The sequence below is a fragment of the Methylobacterium sp. ap11 genome, assembly GCF_900110515.1.
GTDB classification, from domain to species: Bacteria; Pseudomonadota; Alphaproteobacteria; order Rhizobiales; family Beijerinckiaceae; genus Methylobacterium; species Methylobacterium ajmalii.
Genome location: NZ_FOEB01000010.1, coordinates 165946 through 190135 on the forward strand (window position 1 = coordinate 165946; position 24190 = coordinate 190135).

Consider the following 24190-nt stretch of genomic DNA (forward strand, 5'->3'; position numbering starts at 1 on the left):
GTCTAGAACCACTCCCAGAGGTCGGGCTTGGCCGCGAGCGTCGCGGCCTCGCCCGAGAACACGGTTCGGCCGGACTTCAGGATCAGGCCGTGCTCGACGACCTTCAGGGTCGCCGGCACGTTCTGCTCGACGATGATGAGCCCGGTGCCGAAGGCCCCGTTGACCTTGGCGAGTTGGCTCATCACGTTGCGCACGATCACCGGCGCAAGGCCCGTGGACGGCTCGTCGAGGAGCAGCCATTTCGGCTGGGTCATCAGGGCCATGCCGAGCGCCAGCATCTGCTGCTCGCCGCCTGAGAGCGAGCCGGCGCGCTGACCGCGACGCTCCTCGAGCAGCGGAAAGATCTTCAGCACCTCGCCGGCGAATTTGCCGTCGAACAGGAGACCCGCCGTGGCGAGGTTGTCCGCCACGGTCAGGTTGGGGAAGACGTTGTGGCCCTGCGGCACGAAGGCGATGCCGCGCCGGATCGTGGCCGGGACATTGCCGGGCAGCACCGGCTTGCCGTCGAAGACGACCTCGCCGGCATGGGCGGCGTGGGCGCCGACGATGCAGCGCAGCAGCGTCGTCTTGCCGGCGCCGTTATGGCCGAAGACGCCGAGCCGGCTGCCCGGCTCCAACCGGGCCGAGACGGCGTCGAGGGCAGTGAGCGTGCCGTAACCGGCCGAGAGCGAGCGGATCTCCAGCATCGGATCAGGTCCCGAAATACAGTTCGGTGAGACGGGGATCGGCGATCAGGTCGGCGACCGGCCCGCGGGCCAGGACCTTGCCGGCGAACATGAACACGCCCTCGTCGCAGAGGTCGCGAATGAACGCGACGTTGTGCTCGACGACGCAGACCGCGACGCCCCCTTCGGCGACCTCGCGCACCACCTGCTGCATGATCTCGTAGGCCTGACCCTCGACGCCGGCCATCGGCTCGTCGAGGAGCAGGCAGCGGGCGTCGTTCATCAGCGCGCGGGCGACGCCGACGAGCTTCTGCTGGCCGAATGTCAGGTCGGCCGCCGGAGTCGCGGCGACGCCCGAGAGACGTGTGCGCTCCAGCACCTCCTCGGCCCGCCGTCGCGTCCCCGCCTCCTGCGCCCGGACCCCTGACGGATCGAGGGCGAGGCGCAGGAGACGGTCGCCGAGGTAGCGGCGCGGGCCGACCATCAGGTTGTCGAGCACCGACAGCGACGGAAACAACCGCAGGTTCTGCCAGGTGCGTGCGAGGCCGAGCGACGCCCGGCGGTGCATCGCCAGTCCGTCGAGGCGCTGCCCGTCGAGCCGGATCGTGCCGGCGTCGGAGGGGAACACCCCGGAGATCAGGTTGAACAGCGAGGTCTTGCCGGCGCCGTTCGGCCCGATCAGCCCGACCACCCGGCCTGGATTGAGGGTCAGGTCGATGCCGTCCGCGACCACGATGCCGCCGAAACGCTTGTCGAGGCCGGCGATCTCGAGGACCGGGGTCATCACGCGTCTCCCCGGGTCTTGGCGGAATACTTCTTCGCCGGATGCCAGGCTTCGCCCGCCGCGATCAGTCCCTGCGGCCGCAGGACCATGAAGACGAGGACGAGGCCGGTGAACAGCAGTCCCTGGAGCGGCCCGAGGATGGCGGGCGGCAGGTCGACGAAGGTGATGGCCTGCGGCAGCGCCTGGAGCAGCACCGCGCCCAGCACCGGGCCCCAGGTGGTGCGCACGCCGCCGACCACCACCATGGTCAGGAGTGCCGCCGATTGCAGGATCTCGAACTGCTCGGGCGTGACGAAGCGGAAGTAATGAGCGTAGAGGGCGCCCGCGAGGCCGGCGATGCCGGAGCCGAACGCGAAGACCGCGACCTTCATGGCGACCGCGTTGCGGCCCAAGCCCGCGAAGGCGGTCTCGTCGTCGCGCATCGCCGAGAGGGCGCGGCCGTACGGCCCGTGGGCGATGCGCCAGTTGAGCCATACCGTGAGGCCCGCGAAGGCGATGACCAGGGCCGCGTAGGCGCCCTTGCCGCCGTCCTGGACCAGGAAGGCCGGGATGTTGGTGAGCCCGCCCGCGCCGCCTGTGACGGAGACGTTCTTGATGGCCTCGAGCACCCCGAGCTGGAAGCCGATCGAGGCGATCAGCAGGTAGTCGCCCGAGACCCGCAAGGACGGCAGCGCGACCGCGGCGGAGGCCGCCGCCGCGGCGAGCGCCCCGCACAGCATCGCGAGCGGCACCGGCAGGCCGAGGTCGCGGGCGAGCAGCGCCGAGACGTAGGCGCCGATGGCGTAGAAGACCGGATGGGCGATCGAGACCAGGCCGGCATAGCCGATGATCAGGTTGAAGCTCGAGGCGAGCGCGACGCTCAACCCGATCAGGATCGCGAGGGTGATCAGGTAGTCCATGGCTTACGCCTCTCTGCGGGCAGGCGCCGGATCGGGAGCGGGATCGCCGAGATCGACACTGGCGACCCGGCGTGCCAAGCCGCGCTTGCGCTCCGGCAGGCGGATGCCGTTCGGCAGGAACACGATGGCGAGGAACAGGAAGACGTAGAGCAGGAAGCCCTGCCACTCGGCCGGGATGAACAGCACGCTGGCGTTCTGCACGACCCCGAGCGCCACCGCGGTGAGGGCCGCGCCGTACAGGTTGCCGATACCGCCGATGATGGTGGCCGCGACGGCAAACAGCATCAGCTCGATCGAGGTCGTCGGCTGGACCTGGGCGCGGGCGCCGTAGAGGCACATGCCGACGCCGACGAGAAGGCCGGCGATCACCACGGTGGCGAGATAAACCCGGTCCTTCTCGATGCCGTAAAGCTCGGCGAGATCGGGGTTGTCGGCGACCGCGATCATGAATCGGCCGGTCCGGGCGCGGCGAAGATAGGTGAAGAGGAGCGCGAGCGAGACGAGCATCGCCCCGATTGCCGGACCGTCCCAGGCGCTGATCGCCACGTTGCCGACCAGCGTCACAGGCCAGAACAGCGACGGGAACACCGTGGTCGGCCACGTGCCGAACACGAGCATCGCCAGGTAGGCGATCAGCTCGGACACGATCAGGGTGAAGATGAAGATGAACATCGGCGTCGCGCGCCGCCGCCGCAGCGGTCGGAACCCGACCCGCTCAAGGAGCGCGCTCGCTCCCGCGGAAGCCGCGAGCGCGAGCGGGCAGCCGACCCAGCCGGGCAGGCCCGCCATCGAGACGGCGGAGTGGGCAGCGTAGAACGCCACCGTCATCACGCCGGCCTGGGCGAAGTTGAAGATGCGGTTGACCTTCAGCACCAGAGCGAAGGCGACCGCGAACAGCACCAGCGGCGCGGAGGTCGCGAGCGACGTCCACAGCACCTGCGCGAGGATGTCGAAGGTCAGCATGGTGTCGCCTCCCGCTTGCGTCCCGCGCCCTATTCGACCACCGCCTTCTTGACCCAGGCGCCGTTCTTCACTTCCATCAGGTAGACGGTCTTGTTCACCGTATGATCGTCGTTGATCGTCAGCTTGCCGGTGAGCGGCAGGTCGAAGGTGCGAATCGCCAGCATTTCCTTTCGGAAATTTTCGCCGGTGAGCGGCATCTTCTTGTCGATCAGGCTGGAGTAGACGGCAGCGACGAGGTAGGGCGCGTCGTAGAGGTACTGGGTGTAGGGCAGGCCGTTCGGCTCACGACCGACTTCTTTTTTCCAGCGCGCCAGATAGGCGGCGACCGCCGGGTCGTCGGCAGCGCCGGGGGCGAGCGAGGTGGCGATGACGCCCTCGGAGGCCTTGCCGAGCTGCTCGATCAGCTTCGGGTTGTAGACCGCAGAGTAGGACGAGACCGGCATCGTCAGGCCGAGCTGGCGCATCTGGGCGATGACCTGCGGCGTGTCGGCGACGAGTCCCTGGATGTGGACGATGTCGGGCTGGGCCGCCCGGACCTTGAGCAGCGGCCCGGTCCAGTCCGAGGCGCGCGGATCGTATGCTTCGTAGGCCACCACCTGACCGCCGGCCTTGCTGAAGACGTCGCGGTAGATCTGCGCCGCGACCGTTCCGGTCTCGTTGTTGATGTAGAGGACCGCCGCCCGCTTCTTGCCCATCTCCTTGGCCGCGTAGTTCGCCACCGCCGTAATGTCGACGGCAGCGAGCGGGAAGGTGGTGTAAGTGTAGTCGCCAAGTCGGGCGATCTCGGCCGAGTTCGCACCGACCGAGAGTTGCACCGTGCGGGTGTCGTTCGCCACCGGGGCGATCGCCTTGACCACCGCCGACCAGGCGCTGACGAAGGCCGGGACCTTGTCGACCGAGATCAACCGGTTGGCGGCCTGGATGCCGGCCTGCGGATCCGCCCGGGTGTCGAGCACGATCATCTCGAGCTTGCGGCCGGCGACCCCGCCCTTGGCGTTGATCTCCGCCACTGCCCATTCGGCGGCCTTGACCTGGTCCTGGCCGTAGGTCGCCTGCCCGCCCGAGAGCGGCATCGCCATGCCGAAGCGAAGCGGCTCCTCGGCGCGCGCCGCCCCGGCAAGGCCGAGGGACATCGCCAGGGTGCCGGCCACCAGGGCCCGGCGGCTCAAAGGTGCTGCTGCGCGCGCTCTCATCGGTCCCACTCTGATTGCAGGGTTCATCGGCAAGGTTCGTCGGGGCTCTCGACCCGGGCGCGAGGCGCGCCCGGGACACGTCCCGGGGGCGGCTCAGGCGAGGGCGCGCAGGGCGTCCAGAGCCTCGTCGGTCGACATCACGTCGGCATATTTCGAGGCCATGTCGAAGAGGTTGACCGCGTGCGAGGTCGCGCTTCGGTCGTAGACGGCATCGTGCGGGACCAGGACCCGGAAATTGTACGCGAAGGCGTCGACGACGCTGCCGCGTACGCAGCCGCTGGTCGAGCAGCCCGTGACCACCAGGCTGTCGGCCTGGAGGTTGATGAGGTAGCTCGCGAGCGGCGTGCCGAAGAAGGCGCTCGGATGCTTCTTCGGCAGCAGGATGTCGCCGTCCCGCGGCGCGACCTGGGGTGGGAACTCGTAGCCCTTGGCGGCGACGTTCATGATCGCCGGCACCTTGTCCGACAGCCGGCCCTGATCGAAGCCGGCCTTCGGCGCGACGAGGGGATAGAGGACCGGCCAGCCGCGCTCGCGAAACAGCCCGATCAGCCGCTCGATATGCGCTACCGCCGCCCAGGCGACGTCTCCGCAGGAGGTGGGATATTCCTCGATCGCCCGCCAGAACGGCATCGGCGCCGTGCCGGTCGTGCGGTACTGCACGTCGATCACGAGGAGTGCCGGGCGTTGTCCCAGGCCCGTGGTCCGGCCGAAGCCGGCGGCGTTGTAGGCCCGCTGCTCCTCCTCGGAGATCAGGCCGTCCCAGGGTTTTGAATGGGTGAGTTTCTGGTTCGGGTGTTCGCTGCTCATCGGTGATCTCGCTCAGGCGATCCGGTAGCGGGCTTCGCGGGCGTCCCAGGCCCCCTTGTCGACGGCCCGTTGGCGCTCCTCGAACGACGCGAGCCGGTCGGCCACCGCCTCGAGCGAACCGTCGCGCTTGAGCGCGCCGAGCACGTCGAACGATGCCTTGAGTGCCGCCTGCAGGGCGGCGTTGGCGTAGAGGACGATCGAGAAACCCATCCCGGCGAGCGCCTGCCGGCCCGGATCGGGCGTGCGCCCGCCGAACACGATGTTGGCAACCTGCGGCACCGGAAGGTCGCGGGCGATGCGCGCCAATTCCTCGGCGGAGACCGGCGCCTCGACGAAGGTCGCGTCGGCACCCGCCTCGATGTAGGCCCGCGCCCGCTCGATCGCCCGGTCGAGGTCTTCTATCGCCCGGGCGTCGGTGCGGGCGATGATCTGGAGGTCGCCGTCACGCCGCGCATCGACCGCAGCCTTGACCTTCTGCACCATCTCGCTGGCCGGGATGACATCCTTGCCCGTGAAGTGGCCGCACTTCTTGGGGAAGACCTGGTCCTCGATCTGGATGCCGGCGGCGCCCGATCGCTCGAGCAGGCGCACGGTGCGGACCATGTTGACGGCGTTGCCGAAGCCCGTATCGGCATCGACGATGATCGGCAGATTCACGGCGTCCGCTATCGCAGCGACCGCGCCCGCCACTTCGGTGACGGTGGTGAGCCCGATATCCGGCGCGCCGAGATGCATGTTCGCGACGCCGGCCCCCGTCACGTAGACCGCCTCGTAGCCGAGATCCTCGATGACGCGGGCGAACAGCGCGTTGGCGGCGCCGGGAACGCTTACCGCCTCGCGGCGCGCCAGGATCGATTTCAGGGTCTGGGTGGCTCGCATCGCTCGGCGTGGTCCTTGAAGGCTTCTGGAAGGCATCGCGCCCCCGGGAGGGCGCCGTCCCGGGCGTCATGGCCCGATCGATGTCACAAGGTTTCGCATGACCGGCAAACTGTCAACAGTTTGCCACAAAAACTGGTGGCGTCATCGTCCAAGGGGTCGGATGGCAGGAGGTCCGCGGACGGGCTCCGGCCCGTTGTCCAGGAGAGCGCCAGTGGGACGATACCCGATCGAAGGATCGGCGCTCCGCTCGTCGGCACGGTATGCCGGGGGCAATCGTGATCTCGGCGATGGCTACGATCGCCGGCCTGCTCAGGACCGGAGCGACCCTTGTCACGAAGTGCCGGCGCCCATTCCCTAGCGCCGCTGCCTGTCTGGTTGACAGTTTGCACATAACATGAGTTCGTAACCCGGCATTCCGGTGACCGAATGAGCAATCTCTATCCGATCTCGTCTACCTCCCTCGTCGACGAGGCGTTTGCCAAGCTCGTCGAGGCCATCACGTCGGGCGAGTTCTCGCCGGGTGAGCGCCTTTCCGAGGCGAAGCTGGCGCGCCAGCTCGGGATCAGCCGCGGGCCGCTGCGCGAGGCCCTGCACCGGCTCGAGGGCCGGCTCGTCGTGCGCACCCCGCGGATCGGCGTGCGGGTGGTCGCCTTCGACCGGGACACCCTCGAGCAGCTCTTCCTCGTCCGCGAGGCGCTCGAGGGCATGGCGGCACGTCTCGCGGCCGAACGCATGACGGGGCGGGAGCAGGACGAGCTCGCCGACCTGCTCGACCGGCATGCCGGGCAACCGGACGTCGCCTCCGGAAGGAGCTACGTTCAGGGTCGCACCGACGAGGACTTCCATTTCGCCATCGTGCGCGGCGCGCGCAACCCGCGTCTTGAACAGCTTCTCCTCGACGAAGTGTACTACCAGCTGCGGCTCCAGCGCCTGCGATCGAGCACCCGTCCCGGGCGGGCCCAGGCCGCCCTGTCGGAGCACCGGGAGATCCTCGCGGGTCTGCAATCCCGCGATCCCGATCGGGCCGAGAGCGCCATGCGCAAGCACATCCGCAGCGCCCGTTTCAGCGCCCTGGCGGATATCGATGCGACCCTCTCCGCAACCGCGAAGACGGCCTGAACGCCGACCCGGGCTCGGTGATAACCCGGTCGCGCTTTTGCCGAGGGGCCAGATTCCGACGTGCTGTCGACAGTCGCGGCCTCGGCTTTCCCCGCCTGTCCTACCTGACCAATCATGTCGGCCGGGAGTGTCGTCACCGTACAGCGCCCGCGACTGCGCCGCCTCGGCCCGATCGATCATGTGGGTTGCTCACCCGCCCGGCTGGGCGGGCCGGCCGCCGCACAGCCGGGCGCTCCGGTGCCTTCCTCGCGAGATCATAAACCGGGCGCCGGTGAGCCGGTTGCGCGCACCGGCGCCGGGAGCGGCGAGCGTCAGCGCTCGACCGGCGCGAGGGCCGGGTCCTAAGCAGACTTGCGTTGGCAGGCCAACGCTTCGCCCGCTTAGCTTCTTGTTCTGCAGCAGATTTTTGCCGCCGAACCGGTGTCCACTTCGGCGAAATCTGCTTAGACCGGCCGCAGCTCCTCGAGGCTACGGTTGCGGGTCTCGATGCCGAACAGGCCGACGCAGGCGGCTTGCAGCAGCAGCGCACCCACCAGCATGATCAAGACGGGCACGATTCCGCCGGAGGCGTAGAGCAAGACCACCCCCTGCGGGATGAAGATGCCGGCGATCCGTCCCGCCGTGCTCGCCACCCCCGTGCCGCGAAGCCGGTACTCGGTCGGAAAGAGTTCCGGGATGTAGGCCGCGATGCCGAGGGCCACCATCAGATAGATACAGGTGAAGAGCCCAAAGCCGACCGCCGTGGCGATCTCGATCGACGGCGCCAGAGTATAGGCGACGCCGAGAAGTGCAGCGACGAGCGACGTGACGGTGAGGCCGTTGCGCCGACCCAGGCGCTCGGCGATCAGAGCGCCGAGGCAGGCGCCGACCGGGCCGCCGAGGGACATGAACGTCGTGTATCCGAGCGACGAGCCGACGCTGAGCCCCTGCTTGACCAGGAAGGTCGGCACCCAGGCGACGAAGCCGTAGATCGACACGTTGATCATCACGTTGATCACCGTCGCGAGCAGCGTGCGGCGGATGACGGGGCGGCCGAACAGGACCTTGAGGCCAGGATCGGCATGGGTCGCCACCGGTTCGTGGCGCGGCGTCGGCAGCCCCGCGCCGTAGGTCGCCTCGATCCGGCCGAGAACCCGGTCGGCGTCGTCGGTGCGGCCGACGGATTCGAGCCAGCGCGGGCTCTCCGGCATGCTCTTGCGGGCGTACCAGACAGCGAGCGCCCCGGTGCCGGCAATCGCGAACATCGCGCGCCAGCCGAAGGTCGGGATCACCAGGTAGCCGACCAGCGTCGCGGCAAAGAGCGCGGTGTTGGTGATGATCGACAGGTAGGCCGCCCAGCGGCCGCGCTGCGCAGGCGGGATGAACTCGCCGATCGTCGCGTAGCCGATCACGATCTCGGCCCCCAAGCCCACGCCCATGAAGAAGCGCAGGACGATCAGGCTCCACATGTCGGGGGCGAACACGGCGGCGAGGGAGGCGAGCCCGAAGATCATCAGGTTCGCCTGGTAGGTGAACCGGCGCCCGAACCGGTCGCCGAGGATCCCGGCCGAGAAACTTCCGATCACCATCCCGATGAATGTCGCAGAGATGAAGGCGGCGTTGAGCCGAAGGTCCGACCAGCCATCCTTGACCAGGGCGCCGAGGATGCCGCCCGCCAGGTAGATGTCGAAACTATCGAAGAACATCCCGGCGCCGATCAGCCACAGGATCCGGCGGTGGAAGCCGGAGATCGGCAGGCGGTCGAGACGCGCCCCGGCGGAGTACGTTGGCACCATCGTCAAGGTTCCCTTCCCTCCCCCGGCCGCTCTCTTGCTGGCGGCGTCGGCGGCGCCTGTCAGGCGGGCATTGCTGTGGGTCTAGGCCGCCAGCACCCCCGGCCAGGGCGCGACGTGGGCCGCGTGGCCCGGCAGGCGCCGCCCCATCTCGCCCTCGAGCCAGCAGGTCGCGGCGCGCAAGGCCTCCAGCGAGATCCCGGACACGACGCGATCCCGCTCCAGCATCGAGACGAGATCCTCCGTGGCGATATTGCCGGTGGCGCCGGGCGCGAACGGGCAGCCGCCCAGGCCTCCCAGGCTCGCATCCAGGACGGTGACGCCGGAGCGGAGCGCCGCATCCGCGTTGGCGTAACCGGTGTTGCGCGTATTGTGAAAATGCGCCCGCATCGGCACGCCGGGCACGGCCCGCGCCAAGGCGGCGAAACGCTCCTCGACCATCCGCGGCGTCGCGACGCCGATCGTGTCGGCAAGGGAGATCTCGTCGACGCCGCTCTCGGCCAATGCAAAGGCGATGTCGATCACGCGGTCGAGCGCCACCTCGCCCTCGAACGGGCAGCCGAAGGCGACCGCGATCGTGACCGACCGGAACAGGCCGGCGTCCTTCGCGCGCACCGCCAAGTCGGACCAGGTCTCGACCAGTCCAAGCGCGGTCGTGCCCTGATTGCGCGCCGCCATCGTGTCCGTCGCGACCGCCACGAAGCTGATCTCGCGCAGCTTTGCCGCGAGCGCCCGCTCGAAGCCGCGCGCGTTGAGCACGAGGCCGGAGACGCTGACCCCCGGCAGGTCGACGACGCGCGCCAGCACCGCCTCGGCATCGGCCATCTGCGGCACGCGCTTGGGGTTGACGAAGCTCGCGGCCTCGATCCGCCGCAGGCCCGCCTCCGCGAGGCGCCGGATCATCTCGACCTTGGCGTCGGTCGAGAGCAGGCGGCTGTCGTTCTGCAAGCCGTCGCGGGGGCCGACCTCGACGATCTCGACGGTTGTCGGGCGCTGTGCGGTCATGTTCGTCGTCTCCAAGCATCGTCCGAGCCTGAGGGGAGGCTCACGCCGCGTCCCGCGCCGACCCACCGATCACCCGTGCCTCGATCAGCCGCGCACGCTCCGCCTCGCTCAAGCCGAGGAGGTCGCCGAAAATCTCGGCGTTGTGCTGGCCGAGCTCCGGCCCGGCGGTGACCACCCGACCCGGATTGGCCGACAGGCGCGGTGCGACGTTCTGCATCTTGAGGTTGCCGAACAGCGGGTGGGCGACGTCGACGATGGTCTGTCGTGCCCTGAAATGCGCGTCCTCCAGCATCTCGGGTGCACGATAGATGTCGCCGCGGGGCACACCGGCCTCGTCGAGGAGACGCCCGAGGTCTTCCCGCTCGAACCCACCGGTCCAGGCGGCGATCAAGGCGTCGAGTTCGGCCTGGCGCTTGCCGCGCTCGGTATGGGTGGCGTAGCGCGGGTCGCTGGCAAGCTCCGGACGTCCCATTGCGGCGGCGAGGCGTCGGAACACGCTGTCCTGGTTGGCGGCGATCAGCACATAGACGCCGCTCTTCGTCGGATAGACGTTCGAGGGTGCGATGTTAGGCAGGATCGCACCGGTGCGTTCGCGGATGTAGCCGGTCTTGTCGTACTCAGTGACGAGATTCTCCATCACGGCGAGCACTGCCTCGTAGATCGCGCTGTCGACCACCTGGCCGCGGCCGGTGCGGGTCCGGGCATGGAGCGCCATCAATCCTCCGACGCAGGCGAAGGTGGCCGCGAGCGTATCGCCGATCGAGATGCCCGCGCGGGACGGGGGGTGCGAGGGGTCGCCGGCGACGTAGCGCATCCCGCCCATCGCTTCGCCGATCGCGCCGTAGCCGGCCTTCTGTGAATAGGGTCCGGTCTGACCGTAGCCGGAAACGCGGATCATGATCAGCCGTGGATTGATCTCGCAGAGTGCGTCGTAGCCGAGCCCCCACTTCTCCATCGTGCCGGGTCGGAAGTTCTCGATCAGAATGTCTGACTTCGCGACGAGTTGCCGGATCAGGTCCTGACCGGGGGCTTCGCGTGCGTTGATCTCGATCGATTTCTTATTGCGGGCGATGACCGGCCACCACAGCGATTGACCGTGGGGCTTCTCGCGGCCCCATTCGCGCATCGGGTCGCCGGTGCCGGGCTGCTCGATCTTGATCACCTCGGCACCGAAGTCGGCGAGGAGCTGGCCGCAGAACGGCCCGGCGAGCAGCTGACCCATCTCGAGGACGCGCAGGTCAGACAGGGCTGGCGCAGCGGCAGGGTCTATGGTCTGGATCATCGGGCGTTCCTCTTGTTCGTCAGAGCCTAATCGGGCAAATTTGTCTGGACAAGTGGCCGGTCGCAGAATCGGAGGGAATCTTGTCCGGCAGGGCATCGGGAATGCGGGAGCGCGGCGCGGAGGCGGGCCCGCTCAACGAACGAATCGCGCGGGCGCTGCAGGAGGAGATCCGGACCGGCCTGCACCCGGTGGGGGCGACGCTGCCGACCGAGACGGCCTTGTGCGCGCGCTTCGAGGCGAGCCGGTTCACGATCCGCGAGGCCCTGCGCAAGCTCGTCGACAAAGGGTTGGTCGAGCGGCGCCAGGGCGCCGGCTCGACGGTCATCGCCACCACCGCGCAGCCGGGCTTCGCCCAGGTCTTCGACGACCTCGCCGACATGTTCGAATACGCCCGCGACACGCATCTCGATGTGGCGGCGCTCGGGATGATCCAGATCGATCCGGAGGTCGCCGGTTTCGTGCAGGCTCCGGTCGGGTCGTCCTGGCTCAGGGCGGAGGGCGTGCGATGGACGGCGGCCCGGGACGCGATGATCTGCTTTGTCAGCGTCTACGTGCACGCCCGGTTCGCGCCACTCCTCACCGATCTGCGCGAGGTCGGCGGCGCGGTCTACGGCCTCGTCGAGGCGCGCTCGGGCGAAGTGATCGCCGAGGCGTCGCAGGAGATCTCGGCCCAGCCGATGCCGCCGGCGGTCGCCCGCTTTCTCAAACGCCCCCGCGGTGCCCCGGCGATGCGCTTCGTGCGCCGCTATTACGACGTCAGCGGCGGCATCATGCTGGCCTCGGTGAACTGGCATCCGGGCGAGCAGTGCCGCTACACGACGCGGATCCGGCGGGGGGAATGGCGGGCGTGAGATCACTCCGCCGGGAGACGCTCCGGCATCACGGGGCGATCCCCACTCGTCGGCCACGTCGGGATGGAGTCGAAAGCAAACGGACCAGTTGAGGGATTTGCCGCGCCGTGCGCGGCGCCCAGGATCTAACATCCCGCCGAACCGCCATTGACAGACCCGCAACAGGGAGTAGCCTGTCCGGACAAATACAACAAAGCAGAGCGCGGCCAAGCCGCGGGCCCCCGCGACGGGGCAACGGGCGGCGACGCCCGGCCAGGGAGGAACGGATGGCTCAGGCCCGCCAGATGCGCGCGCTCCTCGCGCGCCCGGAGATGGTCGTCGCGCCCGGCGCCTATGACGGCATCACCGCCAAGTTCATCGAGCAGGCGGGGTTTCCGGCGGTCTACATGACCGGTGCCGGAACCGCGGCCGCCCTCGGCTACCCGGATTTCGGTCTCGTGACGATGAGCGAGATGGCCGCGAATGCCGGCGCCCTCGCGCGAGCCGTCGAGATCCCGGTCATCGCCGACGCCGATACCGGCTACGGCAACGAGCTCAACGTCACCCGCACCGTGCACGAATACGAGATGCGCGGCGTCGCCGGCCTGCATATCGAGGACCAGGTCAGCCCGAAGCGCTGCGGCCATCTCGACGGCAAGGAGATCGTGCCGCGCGAGGAATTCGTGGCCAAGATCCGCGCCGCGGTGGCGGCCCGGCGCGACCCGGACATCATCATCATCGCGCGCACAGATTCCCGGGCCGTCGCCGGCTTCGACGAGGCGGTGGCCCGCGCCAATCTCGCGCTCGCGGCCGGCGCCGACATGGCTTTCGTCGAAGCGACACAGAGCCTGGAGGAGATGCAGGCGGTACCTCGCCTGGTCACGGGGCCGTGCCTGCTCAACGTGGTGCGCGGCGGTAAGACGCCCGACATCGACATGCCGGCCGCGCAAGCAATGGGGTACCGGCTGGCCATCCTGCCGAGCTTGCTGTTCGGCGCGGCGATGGAGGCGTTCGACGCCGCGCTCGCGACGTTGAAGGAGACCGATGCGCCGCCGAGCTCGGCCGGCGCGCCGGCAATCCGCGAGCGCTTCCGCCGTCTCGGCGCCGACCGCTGGGACGGCCTGCGGACGCAGTTCCGCGACGAACCCGCCCGCGCCGCGGCGGCCGAGTAGGCGCCATGGGCCGCACCCTCCTCGACAAGCTGTGGGACGCACACGTCGTCGCCGATCTCGGGGACGGCTGGTCGCTGCTCCACATCGACCGCCACCTGCTGCACGACCTGTCCGGTACCGCCGGGCTCGAGGCGCTCGCCGCCCGCGGCCTGACCGTCCGCAACCCGGACCTCGCTTTCGCGACCGCCGACCATGCGGTGTCGAGCGCACCCGGCCGGACCGGGGAGAGCTACGCTCCCGGGGCGCCGCTCTGGTCCGGGCTCAAGGCGCGCTCCGCGCAGGCCGGCCTGCACTACTTCGAGCTCGGCGAGGTCGGTCAGGGTATCGTCCACGTCATGGGGCCGGAACTCGGCATCACCCTGCCGGGCGTCAGCCTGATCTGCGGCGACAGCCACACCTGTACCCATGGCGGGCTCGGCGCGCTCGCCTTCGGCGTCGGTTCGTCGGAACTGACCCATGCGCTGGCAACCCAGACCCTGCGCCAGCAGAAGCCCAAGCGCCTCCGGGTGCGGTTCGAGGGCACCTTGAGTCAGGGCCTCGCTCCGAAGGACCTGATCCTGCACCTGATCGGCCGCCTCGGCGCGGCCGCCGGCACCGGCCACGCGGTCGAGTATGCCGGCTCGGCGATCCGGTCGCTCGGCATCGAGGGCCGGATGACGGTCTGCAACCTGTCGATCGAACTCGGCGCCAAGATCGGCATGGTGGCGCCCGACGACACCACGTTCGCCTATGTCGAGAACCGCCGTTTCGCGCCGAAGGGGGCGCTGTTCGACCGGGCCGTGGCGGAGTGGAGGAGCCTCGCCAGCGATCCCGACGCGCTGTTTGACCGCGAGGAGGTGATCGACGTCGCCGAGGTCAAGCCGACCGTCACCTGGGGCACCAGCCCCGAGCACGCGATCCCGATCGACGCGGCGATCCCCGATCCGCGGGCGGCGCCCGACCCCGAGCGCCGTGAGGCCTGGCGGGCGGCGCTCGCCTATATGGGCCTTGAGCCGGGCCAGCCGCTCGCCGGCACGCCGGTCGACTGGGTGTTCATCGGTTCCTGCACGAATTCCCGGCTCTCGGACCTGCGAGAGGCCGCCGCCCTTGCCCGTGGACGCCACGTCGCGCCGGGTGTGACCGCCTGGGTGGTGCCGGGTTCCGAGCGGGTCAAGCGCGACGCCGAGGCCGAGGGCCTCGACCAGGTGTTTCGCGATGCGGGCTTTGCCTGGCGCGAGCCGGGATGCAGCCTCTGCGTCGCGGCCAACGGCGAGCGCGTGCCGCCCGGTGCCCGCGCCGTCTCGACCTCGAACCGCAACTTCGTCGGACGTCAGGGCCCGGGCGCGCGCACTCACCTCGCCAGCCCCGCGATGGCGGTCGCGGCGGCGGTCACGGGTGCCCTCACCGACGTGAGGCGGATCTGATGCAGCCCTTCACGACCGTGTCCGGCCCGGCCGCGCCGCTCCTCGAACCGAACATCAACACCGACATCATCATCCGCATCGAGCGGCTGACGGGCGTGCCCCGGTCCGAGCTCGGCGCCTACGCCTTCGAGGTCTGGCGCACCCCGTCCGAGAGCCTGCCGAGGCCGGATCTCATCCTCGACCGGCCCCCCTTCCGGGGCGCACCGATCCTGATCGCCGGCCGCAATTTCGGGTGCGGCTCGTCCCGCGAGGCTGCGGTCTGGGCACTGATGGGGTTGGGCCTGCGCGCGGTGATCGCCGAGAGCTTCGGCGACATCTTTCTCAACAACTGCTTCCAGAACGGCCTGCTGCCGGTCGTGTTGCCGAAGGAAAGTCTCGATCGGCTCGCCGGTGAAGCCGCGACCGGCGCCTCCGTCACGGTCGACCTCGTCGCCTGCGAGGTCCGTACGCCGTCCGGCGAGGCGATCCCCTTCACCGTCGATCCCCAGCGCCGGCAGGCCCTGCTGGAGGGGCTGGACGAGATCGCCACCACCCTCAAGCGCGATTCCGAGATCGCGGCTTGGCAGTCACGCGACCGCGCCGCGCGGCCGTGGATCTGGGCCACCGGGTAGGGGCACCAGAACGAGACCGAAGCCGGCGAGACGGGGGAGAGACACGATGTTCAAGAATGTGTTGCGCGCCGGAACCCTGGGATTGCTCCTGGCGGGCGCGGGTCTTGCCGGGACGGCGGCCCGAGCGGAGACCATCACCGTCACCCACTGGGGCTCGGCTTTCTACGGCGCGCCCTATGCGGTCGCCCTCGAGAAAGGCTTCTTTAAAAAGCGCGGGCTCGACATCACCGGCTTTCTCACCTCGGCCGGTGGCGGCACCTCGGTACGCAACACGCTCGCCGGCGAGGTCCCGTTCGGCGAGGTCGCGCTGCCGGCCGCCATCCTGGCGATCCAGTCCGGCCAGCCGATCAAGATCATCAGCGGCGGCGTCGAGAGCGTCGAGGACATCCTCTGGATCACGCAGCCCGACGGCAAGGTCGGCTCACTGGCCGACCTGAAAGGCAAGAAGATCGCCTACACGGCGCCCGGCTCCGTGACCAACATGATCATCCTCAACTGCCTGCAGAAGGCCGGTCTGGAGCAGAAGGACCTGCAACTCGTGGCGGCGGGCGATCTCGGCGCCAACCTGTCGGCGGTCCTCAACCGCGCCGTCGACGCGGCGATGTCGGGAGAGCCGCTGTGGTCGGCCAACCAGGGTAAGGTCAAGGCGGCGTTCTGGGCCAAGGACTGTATGAACCCGGCGCTGACCCAGACGGTCGGTATCACCACGACCGAGTTCGCCAGAACCGGCGGCGACAAGCTGCGTGCGCTGATCGAGGCAAGACGTGAGGGCGTCGCGTACATCAAGGCGCATCCGGACGAATCCGCCGACATCGTCGCCGAGGCCTATGGTGGCGATTCGAAGACCTTCCGGGAGGTGTTCAAGCATTTCATCGGCTTTGCATATTTCGGTGACGGCCGCCTGCACTACGACAACATGAACAGGATGCTCGACGGCATGAAGCTCGTCGGTCGCCTGAAGGGGCCGGTCGACTGGAAGCAGGTCGTCGACACCTCCTTCCTGCCGAAAGACCTCCAGGCCACGCAGTAAGGAAGCCGACATGGGTGCCAACATGGCCGTCGCTGCCTTCGCCGATCCGGGTGGTGGGATCCCCGCGACCGCGCGCGAGATCCATGCCGAGCTGCGAGGCGTCACCCGGGTCTACGGCCGGCTCGCCGCCCTCGGTCCCCTCGATCTCGACCTCGTCCGGGGCGAGTTCTTCTCGGTCGTCGGCCCATCCGGCTGCGGCAAGTCCACCCTGCTCGACGTCCTGTCCGGCCTCGGGCGACCGAATGCCGGGACCGTGTCGTTCGAGGGGGCGCCGGTCGAGGGCGTGCCCGACGGCGTCGGCATCGTCTTTCAGGAGGACGCCTCGTTCCCCTGGCTGACGGTTCACGACAACGTTGCCTTCGGTTTGCGCCGGGCCGGCACCGACGCGGCCGAGATCGCCCGCCGGGTCGATTACGCCCTGGGCTTCATGGGACTCGCCGACTTCGCCGGGGCCTACCCGGCCCAGCTCTCCGGCGGCATGCGCCAGCGGGTCTGCATCGCCCGCACGCTGGTGACGCAGCCGCGGCTGATCCTGCTCGACGAGCCGTTCGGGGCGCTCGACCAGCAGACCCGCCTGTTGATGGGCGACGAGCTCCTGCGGTTGTGGCGCGAGACGGGCGCCACGGTGCTCCTCATCACCCATGCGCTCGACGAAGCGGCGATGCTCTCCGACCGTATCGGCGTGATGTCCTCGCGGCCCGGCCGCTTCATCGAGATCGTTGAGACCGGCTGGTCGCGCGAGCGCGACAGCCGCATCGTCGCCGACGAACGCTTCGGCCCGGTGACCGCCAGGCTGTGGTCGCACCTGCGCGAGGAGTCGCTGAAGGCCATCGGCAGGAAGAGCCTGCCATGACGCGGACGATGACGCGGAAGCGCGCGATTGCCCTGACCCGGATCGGCTGCATCGCCGGCTTCGTGCTGATGCTCGAAACGGCCTGCCGCCTGCACCTCATCGATCCGCTGACCCTGATCCCGCCGAGCGAGATGATCGCCACGCTCTGGACCATGCTCGCTTCGGGCGAGATCGCCAGCGACATCGCCCGCACCTTCTCGACCGTCGCAGCAGCGCTCGTCCTCTCGGTCGCGATCGGGTTTTGCCTCGGCATCGCGATCCACGCCCTGCCGCGGCTGCGGCGCGGCCTCGACCCGCTGCTCGCCTCCTACTACTCGATCCCGACCTTCGTCTTCTACCCGCTCTTCGTCGCCATCTTCGGTCTCAACAGCGCGCCGCTGATCGTGCTCGGCATGGCGTTCGGGGTACCAGCGATGATCCTCTCGACCCTCAACGGCCTCGACCGCGTACCGCGGGTGCTGGTGCGCACCGCCAAGGCTCACCGGCTCGGACGGCTGTCGACCCTTGCCCACGTGGTGATGCCGAGCGCCCTGCCCTACCTGCTGACCGGCGTGAAGCTTGCGCTCGCCTACGCCTTCATCGGCATCATCGCCGGGGAGTTCATCCTGGCCGATGCCGGTCTCGGCCACGCCATCGCGTATGCCTATGACGGGTTCGAGAACCGCACGATGTACGCGCTGATGCTGTTCGTGCTCGTCGTGGTGACCGGTCTCAACATGACCCTGCATGCCTGGGAGGGCCGCCTGATGCGCCGCCGCGTCCGTTCGTGAGCGCTCCCGCCGCGCTCGGTCCCGCCGGTCCGGACCGCTCAGGCATCGTCGACGGTGTCGTGACCATCATCGTCCTCGTCGCGCTCTGGCAGGCGCTGCACGCTTACGCCGGCGACGCGGCGATCGCCTCGCCGCTTTCGGCCGTGCGGCACCTCACGAGCCTCGCGGCCACCGCGGGCTTCTGGTCGCACGTGGGTGCGACGCTCACCGCCTTTGCGGCGGCACTGACGATCTCGGCCGTGCTCGGCGTCGGACTCGGTCTCGTGCTCGGCCTGCGCCGCTTCGCTGGCGAGGTGGCCGAGCCGATCCTCGCTGGCCTGTACTCGGTCCCCAAGGTCACGCTCTACCCGGTCATCCTGCTGACCTTCGGCCTCGGCCTCGGCGCCAAGGTGGCGTTCGGGGTGATCCACGGCGTGATCCCGATCACCCTCTTCACCCTGACGGCGGTCAAGGGCATCAACCCGGTGCTGATCCGCACGGCCCGCGCGATGCGATTGAACCAAGCCGAGACGATCCGCACGATCCTCGCCCCCGCAGTGCTCCCCGAGATCGTCACCGGCCTGCGGGTCGGCTTCTCGCTTACGCTGCTCGGAGTTCTGGTCGGTGAGATGTTCGCCTCGCAGAAAGGGCTCGGCTTTCTCATCGTAAACGGGATCAGCCTGCACAATGTTCAACAGACAACGGCCGTGATCCTGATGCTGATGATCGTCGCATTGTCGGCCAATGGTGTATTGCTGTGGCTGGACCGGAAATTGGTTCACCGGACGTGAGCGATGAGATCCGTGGAGGCTTCCGCTGCATTGCCAGCGCGGCGGGGTTCTGGTCCATCAGGCAACGGATCCCCGCGCACTGACTTTCCAGAATAGCCAATGACGAGGCAGGAGGCCACCAGTACCAGCACGGACCATGCCTCCAGATCGTGATTGCACCGTCTTTGTGGACCTTTGCAAGACTTTGCTGAGAAGGATCACAGGTTCAGGTTTCTGTCAGCGTTCCCGTTCGCAGACGAGGAGGGAGCGGCAGCCCATCGCCAAGTGCCGCCGCACCCGGATCGTGGGTTCCCTCCAGGTCGTTGAGGAGAGCCATGCGATACTCTGGCTGTCGATCAGCACCGAAGCGGACCTACGCCAACTACTTTATAGAAAAAATCGATTGAACAAAAAAATATACTCCAAAATAGGTCCTAATCGGCGCCGATTGGGACGCTTTATGGAGTAATACTTTCCGTTCGACTTCAGACGCTTCCTTCTGGTCCAGCCTAGGTCCCAATTCGACGGCGATCCACAGCGGCGCTCGAAGACCCGCTCGCGTTCATCGAACGTCGTCATGACACCCTCCCGTGACGAGCCTCCCGCGCGCCGCGGGCCCTCAATCCTCGACGAGCCGATGCATCCGGTCGTGGTGCAGGCTGATCTGCCGGCCGCTGGAGCGCTGGAGCGCGCCCTCGCCCTCCAGTTGCGAGAACGTCCGCGAGACGGTCTCGATGGTCAGCCCGAGATAGTCGGCGATGTCCCGGCGCGGCATCGGCAGATCGAAGGTGCCGGTACCGCCCATTCGCGCGTCGACGTCGAGCAGGAAGGCCGCGACGCGCTCCTGCGCCGACCGTCGCCCGAGCAGCAGCATGTGATCCTGGGCGTGGCGTAGAGAGCGTTTCGCCAGGCTCCAGAGCTGGCAGGCGACCTCCGCCCGGAGGGCGGCGATCCGCTCGATCTGGCGCCGCTTGAAGATCAGGACCCGGGTTCCCGACAGGGCCTCGGCGGTGTGCCGGTGGGTCTCGGCCTGCTCGAAGCCGAACAGGTCGCCCGGCAGGTGGAAGCCGGTGACCTGGCGCCGGCCGTCGCTCAGGATCTTGAGGGTGCGGACCGCGCCCTGAACCACGCGATAGACGCTCTCGGCCTCCTCCCCATCCCCGAAGATCTCCTCCTCGCGGGCATAGGCGAGCGGCGTGCCGACGAATTCCGGGCAGCCGGAGAAGAGACCGGCGCCGTCGCGTGTCGGAAACGGTGTGCGCAGGCTCGCGGTCGCACGCCGGACCGGAGGCCGGACCATCTCTCGCGACATCAATGCGTCCCTCATCCTCGCCCTGGAAGGGGCGAAGGTGTCAGGAACGGTGTCGGACCGATATTCCGGCCCGTCGCTTAAGGAACCCCCCTTAAGGACAACCCCTTGTCGGCTGGCGGCCCGACCCGGAGGCGGCCGTGGCGGGCCGCCAGGAGGCCGACGACAGCCTCGAACGCGAGCGGCTCGTCGAGGAGGGGCACGCCGGCCTCGCTGGCGCGTGTCCGGGTGAGCGGGTCGGTCCGGGTGCGCGGGTCGGGATGTCCGGTGACCAGGACCGCGGGAATGCCGGTTTCGATGGCGCGCAGGCGACGGCAGGCGTCGAGCCCGTCCATCTGCGGCATCATCTGGTCGAGCGGCTCGCGGCGGGGACAGGGATCGGGTAAGGCCGACAGGAGTTCGGGCCCGCTGGCGGAGGTTCGACGCGGTGCCCCTCGCTCTCAAACAGCAAGCGGGTCGACTGCAGGACGGCGGGGTCGTCGTCGTCGAGGTGGAGGGGTGAAGCGTGTGGCATCGGACCGCCGCGCGATCGAGGTTCGGCTACGGGATCCGATCCTCGGCCACCGCCCCGCGGCCCGCCTTGATCTGCCTCAAGCGCGTCAGGCGAGTCCGGCCAGCACCGCTCGGCGTACGAGGTCCTGGACGCTGGCCGCCTGCGTTTTGGCCATCAACTTCGCCCGGTAGATCTCGACGGTGCGCGGGCTGATGCCGAGGGCACGGCCGATCTCCTTGCTGGTGGCACCGGCGACGAGACGGTCCAGGACCTGCCGCTCGCGCTCGCTGAGCGTCTCCACCCGGTGCACGAAGTCCTGCACCGCCGGGTCGGCCGCGATTCCGGTGCGGCCAGGCGACAGGGCGGTGCGCAAGGCCCGAAGCAGCACCTCGTCGCCGAACGGCTTCTCGATGAAGTCGCAGGCCCCGCGCTTCATCGCCTCGACGGCGAGCGAGACGTCGCCGTGGCCCGTCATCACGACGATGGGCACCGCATGCCTGGCCTCGCGCAGACGGCGGAGCAGCTCGAGGCCGTCGATGCCCGGCATGCGGATATCGGTCAGGATGCAGCCCGCCGCCGGCATGGCCAGCCGCTCGAGCAACTCCATGCCGGTTTCGTAGAGGCGGACGGTGAAGCCGGCGGCTTCGAGCAGGAAGGCGAGCGAATCCCGCAGGGCGGGGTCGTCCTCCACGATGTGCACCGTGTCAGCCGCCATGGTCCGGCTCCTCGTCATGCGCCGCCGGGAGGCCGAGCCGGAAGGTTGCGCCGCCGGACGCGTTGCGCCCCACCGTGAGGCGCCCGCCATGCGCGTCGACGATGGTGCGGCAGATCGAAAGCCCGACGCCCATGCCGCCCGGCTTTGTGGTGACGAAGGGCTGGAACAGGCGCTCGGCCACGTCCTCGGCGATCCCCGGTCCGGTATCCGAGATGGCGATCTCGACCTCGTCGGGGGGATTGAGCCGGGCCGCGATGCCGAGCACGCGGACCGGGCTGCGCGCCATCGCCTCGCGGGCGTTGTGGATCAGGTTGACCAACACCTGCTGGACCTGGACCCGGTCGGCGAGCACGCAGCCGATCCGCTCGTCCAGGCGAAGGCGCAGGGCGATGCCCTGCTCGCGGGCCCCGACCATCGCCAGCGCGCAGGCGTCCTCAATCAGCTCGGCGACCGGCTCGATGCGCCGCTCGGTCTCGCCCGGGGCGATGAAGTCGCGCAAGCGGCGGATGATCTGACCGGCCCGCAGCGCCTGTGCGGCGACCTTGTCGAGGATCTCGATCGCCGTGGCGACGGTGCCGGGATCGGGATCGGGATGAGCGAGGAGGCGGCGGCAGCCCTTGGTGTAGTTGGCGATGGCCCCCAGTGGCTGGTTGATCTCGTGGGCGAGCATCGCCGCCATCTCGCCCATCGCGCTCAGGCGCGACACGTGGGCCAGCTCGGACTGAAGCTCCTGCAGGCGGGCCTGGATCCGCTGGTACTCGGTGAGGTTGTTGATGAAGCCCGTGAAGAAGACCTGCGCGCCCGAGCGCATCTCGCCGATGGCGAGCTCCATCGGGAAGGTCGAGCCGTCGCGCCGGCGACCGGTGACCTCCCGGCTGGTGCCGATGATGCGCCGTTCCCGCGTATGGCGGTAGCGGGCGAGATGGCCGTCGTGCTCGCCCCGCGCGGCCTCGGGCATCAGGAGCCGGACGTTCCGCCCGACCGCCTCGCCGGCCGAGTAGCCGAACAGGCGCTCGGCGGCGGCGCTGAAGAAGCGGATCAGGCCGGCCTCGTCGATGACCACCATCGCATCCGGAACGGTGTCGAGGATCGAGCGCAGGTGGGCCTCCCGCGCGCGCAGATCCGCCTCGCCCCGCTTCTGCTCGTCGATGCTGACGACGATCCCGCGGTGCCGGAGCGGTCGACCGGCGGCGTCGAGATGCACATGTCCCCGGGAGCGCACCCAGCAAACGTCCCCGCCGGGCCGCGTGACGCGATAGGCGAGGTCGTAGGGCCCGCCGTCCTTCAGCGCGCCCTGGATGGTCTGCGCCCTGATGGGCCGGTCGTCCGCGTGCACCACGGCCTGGGTCGCCGCGAACGTCGTCAGATCGCCGGGTGGAACGCCGAAGACGCGCGCGCAGGCCGACGAGACCGCGACCCGACCCGTCGATAAGTCCAGCGACCAGACGCAGACGCCGACCTCGTCGAGGGTCTCTCGAAGCTCGTCGGGGGTCGACGTGCCGGCGCCGCCCGGATCCACCGCGAATGCAGTCATCGTGTGGTTCATCGTTCTGAAGGAGGGACAGCCCTAGCCCCGGAGCACCGCCGATCACTAGTTCGAACGGCTGATCCGTGAACTATCTTTTGTTAAATATCCGCATCCAGTTGTCCACCCCGCTCTATCATGCATGAATCACCTGTGTTATGCCAAGAGTCTACAGCAGAGATCCGATATTCCACCGGAGAGGCCAGGGGCGATCACTGTCCCGTGGCCGTGCCGGCCCTGTTCCGTCGATGAGGGCGACCGGTCCGGACGGGACCCGCGCGCATTCGGTACGCCGGCCACCGCGGCGAGGGCGCGCAGTCGGCACTCCGTTGCGGTAGATCAAGGCCGGGCCGGCCACTCAGGACGAAGCATGGCGTTCGGCTCATGACCGGAGACGATCCATGTCGATGCCTCCCCCCTCCCCGCTCGCCGCCCTGCGCGACGTCCTCATCGGCACCGTCGTGGAGGACGAGCACGACCCGGTGTCGCCGGCGATCGGGTACGGTCTGTCACTGGCCGAAGCGGCCAACGCGCACGTGACGATCCAGTCGTCCTCGTGGTGCCTGTTCGGCACCGATACCTGGCTCGGCGGCGCGTCCGACGACGGCCTCACGGTCATCGATCGCCGGCTCGACGCCCTGGCCCGCGCCTATGCCGAGACGGCGGCCGGCGCGGCGGCGCAAGCCGGCCTGGTCTGCACGCGGGAAACGCCGCGGCTGCCCTACCCCGAGGTGGTGCACCGGCTGGCCGCCGAGGCGCGCCTGCACGACCTGACGGTTCTCGACCTCGATCCGCGCGGCGAGATCCTCTCGCTCGAGACAATCGAGGCGGCGCTCATGACGAGCGGCCGCCCGGTCCTCGCCGTTCCGCACACGCACCCCGCCTTCGCCGGACGGCGGATCCTCCTGGCCTGGGACGGCAGCCTGCAGGCGGCCCGCGCCGCCAGCGAGGCCATGCCGCTTCTGCGCGCTGCGCAGGCGGTCGAGATCGTGTCGGTCGGCGACGCGGACGACCTCCTGGCAACGGTGCCGGGGGCCGAGATCGCGCCTCGCCTCGCGCGGCACGGCGTCGCCGTCACGCTCAGCGACTTGCCACAGGTCGGCAGCATCGCCGACACGCTGCGCGGCCATGCCGGCCTGTTCCGGGCCGACCTGATGGTGCTGGGCGCCTACCGGCACTCCCGCGTGCGGGAATTCGTCTTCGGCGGCGTGACCCGCTCGCTCCTGATGGACGCACCGGTCCCGCTGTTCCTCGCGCATTGACCGGCGCGGCGCCCCGCGACCCGGCACCGCCCGCCCCGGGGCTCCCGGATGCCGGCCCGCCGGGCGGGGGGCCGTTCAGGGCAGCTGTCCGCCCCCGCCC

The 24190-nt window shown here is 69.2% G+C and carries 24 protein-coding genes; 10 read left to right on the forward strand and 14 right to left on the reverse strand.

Going from position 1 to position 24190, the window contains the following annotated elements:
• Positions 1–2 precede the first annotated feature (2 nt).
• From BMX97_RS16835 to BMX97_RS16865, 7 genes are all read right to left on the reverse strand, one after another.
• Complete coding sequence (locus tag BMX97_RS16835) at positions 3–686, reverse strand: ABC transporter ATP-binding protein (RefSeq protein WP_091752481.1); 684 nt, start codon at positions 684–686, stop codon at positions 3–5.
• Positions 687–690: 4 nt separating this feature from the next.
• Entirely contained in the window at positions 691–1449 is a 759-nt protein-coding gene (locus tag BMX97_RS16840; protein WP_091752483.1) for an ABC transporter ATP-binding protein, read from the reverse strand.
• Entirely contained in the window at positions 1449–2348 is a 900-nt protein-coding gene (locus BMX97_RS16845) for a branched-chain amino acid ABC transporter permease (RefSeq protein WP_091752485.1), read from the reverse strand. Before BMX97_RS16845 ends, BMX97_RS16840 begins: the two co-directional genes overlap by 1 nt.
• A gap of 3 nt (positions 2349–2351) precedes the next feature.
• Positions 2352–3311 carry a branched-chain amino acid ABC transporter permease gene (locus tag BMX97_RS16850; RefSeq protein ID WP_091752487.1) on the reverse strand — a complete coding sequence of 320 codons (960 nt, stop codon included), beginning with the start codon at positions 3309–3311 and terminating at the stop codon, positions 2352–2354.
• A gap of 29 nt (positions 3312–3340) precedes the next feature.
• Positions 3341–4504, reverse strand: a complete 1164-nt coding sequence (locus BMX97_RS16855) for an ABC transporter substrate-binding protein (RefSeq protein ID WP_091752489.1) — start codon at positions 4502–4504, stop codon at positions 3341–3343.
• A 93-nt stretch (positions 4505–4597) separates the two neighbouring features.
• On the reverse strand, positions 4598–5311 hold the full coding sequence (locus tag BMX97_RS16860) for an isochorismatase family protein (RefSeq protein ID WP_091752491.1): 714 nt from the start codon (positions 5309–5311) through the stop codon (positions 4598–4600).
• Between the two features lie 12 nt (positions 5312–5323).
• Positions 5324–6190, reverse strand: a complete 867-nt coding sequence (locus BMX97_RS16865; RefSeq protein ID WP_091752493.1) for an isocitrate lyase/PEP mutase family protein — start codon at positions 6188–6190, stop codon at positions 5324–5326.
• 426 nt (positions 6191–6616) lie between these two features.
• Here BMX97_RS16865 and BMX97_RS16870 point away from each other — a divergent pair, with 426 nt between their 5' ends.
• The gene (locus BMX97_RS16870) at positions 6617–7309 is read left to right on the forward strand and encodes a GntR family transcriptional regulator (RefSeq protein ID WP_091752495.1); all 693 of its coding nucleotides are present in this window, start codon (positions 6617–6619) and stop codon (positions 7307–7309) included.
• A gap of 443 nt (positions 7310–7752) precedes the next feature.
• Here the strand turns inward: BMX97_RS16870 and BMX97_RS16875 are convergent, their stop codons facing one another.
• The 3 genes from BMX97_RS16875 to BMX97_RS16885 form a co-directional block, all read right to left on the reverse strand.
• Complete coding sequence (locus tag BMX97_RS16875) at positions 7753–9084, reverse strand: MFS transporter (RefSeq protein WP_091752497.1); 1332 nt, start codon at positions 9082–9084, stop codon at positions 7753–7755.
• A gap of 81 nt (positions 9085–9165) precedes the next feature.
• Positions 9166–10086, reverse strand: a complete 921-nt coding sequence (locus tag BMX97_RS16880; protein ID WP_091752499.1) for a hydroxymethylglutaryl-CoA lyase — start codon at positions 10084–10086, stop codon at positions 9166–9168.
• Between the two features lie 40 nt (positions 10087–10126).
• Positions 10127–11464 carry a CaiB/BaiF CoA transferase family protein gene (locus tag BMX97_RS16885; RefSeq protein ID WP_244538472.1) on the reverse strand — a complete coding sequence of 446 codons (1338 nt, stop codon included), beginning with the start codon at positions 11462–11464 and terminating at the stop codon, positions 10127–10129.
• On the opposite strand from BMX97_RS16885, the gene BMX97_RS16890 reads away from it, so the two are divergent.
• From BMX97_RS16890 to BMX97_RS16925, 8 genes are all read left to right on the forward strand, one after another.
• On the forward strand, positions 11449–12219 hold the full coding sequence (locus BMX97_RS16890) for a GntR family transcriptional regulator (protein WP_177202259.1): 771 nt from the start codon (positions 11449–11451) through the stop codon (positions 12217–12219). The two genes, BMX97_RS16885 and BMX97_RS16890, sit on opposite strands and share 16 nt — an antisense overlap.
• 266 nt (positions 12220–12485) lie before the next feature.
• Positions 12486–13370 (forward strand): isocitrate lyase/PEP mutase family protein, encoded by an 885-nt coding sequence (locus tag BMX97_RS16895; RefSeq protein ID WP_091752505.1) that lies wholly within the window; start codon positions 12486–12488, stop codon positions 13368–13370.
• 5 nt (positions 13371–13375) lie between these two features.
• Positions 13376–14773, forward strand: coding sequence for a 3-isopropylmalate dehydratase large subunit (gene leuC / locus BMX97_RS16900; RefSeq protein WP_091752507.1), 1398 nt, complete (start codon positions 13376–13378; stop codon positions 14771–14773).
• Positions 14773–15384 (forward strand): 3-isopropylmalate dehydratase small subunit, encoded by a 612-nt coding sequence (leuD, locus tag BMX97_RS16905; RefSeq protein WP_091752509.1) that lies wholly within the window; start codon positions 14773–14775, stop codon positions 15382–15384. The genes leuC and leuD overlap by 1 nt, the downstream gene beginning before the upstream one ends.
• A gap of 46 nt (positions 15385–15430) precedes the next feature.
• Entirely contained in the window at positions 15431–16414 is a 984-nt protein-coding gene (locus BMX97_RS16910; RefSeq protein ID WP_091752511.1) for an ABC transporter substrate-binding protein, read from the forward strand.
• Positions 16415–16424: 10 nt separating this feature from the next.
• Positions 16425–17267, forward strand: a complete 843-nt coding sequence (locus BMX97_RS16915) for an ABC transporter ATP-binding protein (protein WP_244538473.1) — start codon at positions 16425–16427, stop codon at positions 17265–17267.
• On the forward strand, positions 17264–18037 hold the full coding sequence (locus BMX97_RS16920) for an ABC transporter permease (protein WP_210187645.1): 774 nt from the start codon (positions 17264–17266) through the stop codon (positions 18035–18037). The genes BMX97_RS16915 and BMX97_RS16920 overlap by 4 nt, the downstream gene beginning before the upstream one ends.
• 59 nt (positions 18038–18096) lie before the next feature.
• A complete protein-coding gene (locus BMX97_RS16925) occupies positions 18097–18807 on the forward strand; it encodes an ABC transporter permease (protein ID WP_210187646.1) in 711 nt (236 codons plus the stop codon).
• A 598-nt stretch (positions 18808–19405) separates the two neighbouring features.
• Here BMX97_RS16925 and BMX97_RS16930 read toward each other — a convergent pair.
• The 4 genes from BMX97_RS16930 to BMX97_RS16945 all read right to left on the reverse strand — a co-directional run bounded on the left by BMX97_RS16930 (position 19406) and on the right by BMX97_RS16945 (position 22837).
• Positions 19406–20098, reverse strand: coding sequence for a helix-turn-helix domain-containing protein (locus BMX97_RS16930; RefSeq protein ID WP_244538474.1), 693 nt, complete (start codon positions 20096–20098; stop codon positions 19406–19408).
• Positions 20099–20175: 77 nt separating this feature from the next.
• Positions 20176–20442, reverse strand: coding sequence for a response regulator (locus BMX97_RS34345; RefSeq protein WP_348273125.1), 267 nt, complete (start codon positions 20440–20442; stop codon positions 20176–20178).
• A 252-nt stretch (positions 20443–20694) separates the two neighbouring features.
• Positions 20695–21303, reverse strand: a complete 609-nt coding sequence (gene fixJ, locus BMX97_RS16940; RefSeq protein WP_091752515.1) for a response regulator FixJ — start codon at positions 21301–21303, stop codon at positions 20695–20697.
• Entirely contained in the window at positions 21293–22837 is a 1545-nt protein-coding gene (locus BMX97_RS16945) for a two-component system sensor histidine kinase NtrB (RefSeq protein WP_244538475.1), read from the reverse strand. The genes fixJ and BMX97_RS16945 overlap by 11 nt, the downstream gene beginning before the upstream one ends.
• A gap of 392 nt (positions 22838–23229) precedes the next feature.
• On the opposite strand from BMX97_RS16945, the gene BMX97_RS16950 reads away from it, so the two are divergent.
• Positions 23230–24090, forward strand: coding sequence for a universal stress protein (locus BMX97_RS16950; RefSeq protein ID WP_091752519.1), 861 nt, complete (start codon positions 23230–23232; stop codon positions 24088–24090).
• Positions 24091–24190 lie beyond the last annotated feature (100 nt).

Bases quoted from the DNA above. Each gene is read 5' to 3' on its own strand.
- BMX97_RS16885 (WP_244538472.1), bottom strand. From the start codon at position 11,464: ATGCCCTGCCGGACAAGATTCCCTCCGATTCTGCGACCGGCCACTTGT.
- BMX97_RS16835 (WP_091752481.1), bottom strand. From the start codon at position 686: ATGCTGGAGATCCGCTCGCTCTCGGCCGGTTACGGCACGCTCACTGCC.
- BMX97_RS16840 (WP_091752483.1), bottom strand. From the start codon at position 1,449: ATGACCCCGGTCCTCGAGATCGCCGGCCTCGACAAGCGTTTCGGCGGC.
- BMX97_RS16920 (WP_210187645.1), top strand. From the start codon at position 17,264: ATGACGCGGACGATGACGCGGAAGCGCGCGATTGCCCTGACCCGGATC.
- BMX97_RS16895 (WP_091752505.1), top strand. From the start codon at position 12,486: ATGGCTCAGGCCCGCCAGATGCGCGCGCTCCTCGCGCGCCCGGAGATG.
- BMX97_RS16845 (WP_091752485.1), bottom strand. From the start codon at position 2,348: ATGGACTACCTGATCACCCTCGCGATCCTGATCGGGTTGAGCGTCGCG.
- BMX97_RS16855 (WP_091752489.1), bottom strand. From the start codon at position 4,504: ATGAGAGCGCGCGCAGCAGCACCTTTGAGCCGCCGGGCCCTGGTGGCC.
- BMX97_RS16945 (WP_244538475.1), bottom strand. From the start codon at position 22,837: ATGACTGCATTCGCGGTGGATCCGGGCGGCGCCGGCACGTCGACCCCC.
- BMX97_RS16880 (WP_091752499.1), bottom strand. From the start codon at position 10,086: ATGACCGCACAGCGCCCGACAACCGTCGAGATCGTCGAGGTCGGCCCC.
- BMX97_RS16910 (WP_091752511.1), top strand. From the start codon at position 15,431: ATGTTCAAGAATGTGTTGCGCGCCGGAACCCTGGGATTGCTCCTGGCG.
- BMX97_RS16950 (WP_091752519.1), top strand. From the start codon at position 23,230: ATGTCGATGCCTCCCCCCTCCCCGCTCGCCGCCCTGCGCGACGTCCTC.
- BMX97_RS16930 (WP_244538474.1), bottom strand. From the start codon at position 20,098: ATGTCGCGAGAGATGGTCCGGCCTCCGGTCCGGCGTGCGACCGCGAGC.
- BMX97_RS16870 (WP_091752495.1), top strand. From the start codon at position 6,617: ATGAGCAATCTCTATCCGATCTCGTCTACCTCCCTCGTCGACGAGGCG.
- BMX97_RS34345 (WP_348273125.1), bottom strand. From the start codon at position 20,442: ATGATGCCGCAGATGGACGGGCTCGACGCCTGCCGTCGCCTGCGCGCC.
- BMX97_RS16915 (WP_244538473.1), top strand. From the start codon at position 16,425: ATGGGTGCCAACATGGCCGTCGCTGCCTTCGCCGATCCGGGTGGTGGG.
- BMX97_RS16860 (WP_091752491.1), bottom strand. From the start codon at position 5,311: ATGAGCAGCGAACACCCGAACCAGAAACTCACCCATTCAAAACCCTGG.
- leuC (WP_091752507.1), top strand. From the start codon at position 13,376: ATGGGCCGCACCCTCCTCGACAAGCTGTGGGACGCACACGTCGTCGCC.
- BMX97_RS16875 (WP_091752497.1), bottom strand. From the start codon at position 9,084: ATGGTGCCAACGTACTCCGCCGGGGCGCGTCTCGACCGCCTGCCGATC.
- BMX97_RS16865 (WP_091752493.1), bottom strand. From the start codon at position 6,190: ATGCGAGCCACCCAGACCCTGAAATCGATCCTGGCGCGCCGCGAGGCG.
- fixJ (WP_091752515.1), bottom strand. From the start codon at position 21,303: ATGGCGGCTGACACGGTGCACATCGTGGAGGACGACCCCGCCCTGCGG.
- leuD (WP_091752509.1), top strand. From the start codon at position 14,773: ATGCAGCCCTTCACGACCGTGTCCGGCCCGGCCGCGCCGCTCCTCGAA.
- BMX97_RS16850 (WP_091752487.1), bottom strand. From the start codon at position 3,311: ATGCTGACCTTCGACATCCTCGCGCAGGTGCTGTGGACGTCGCTCGCG.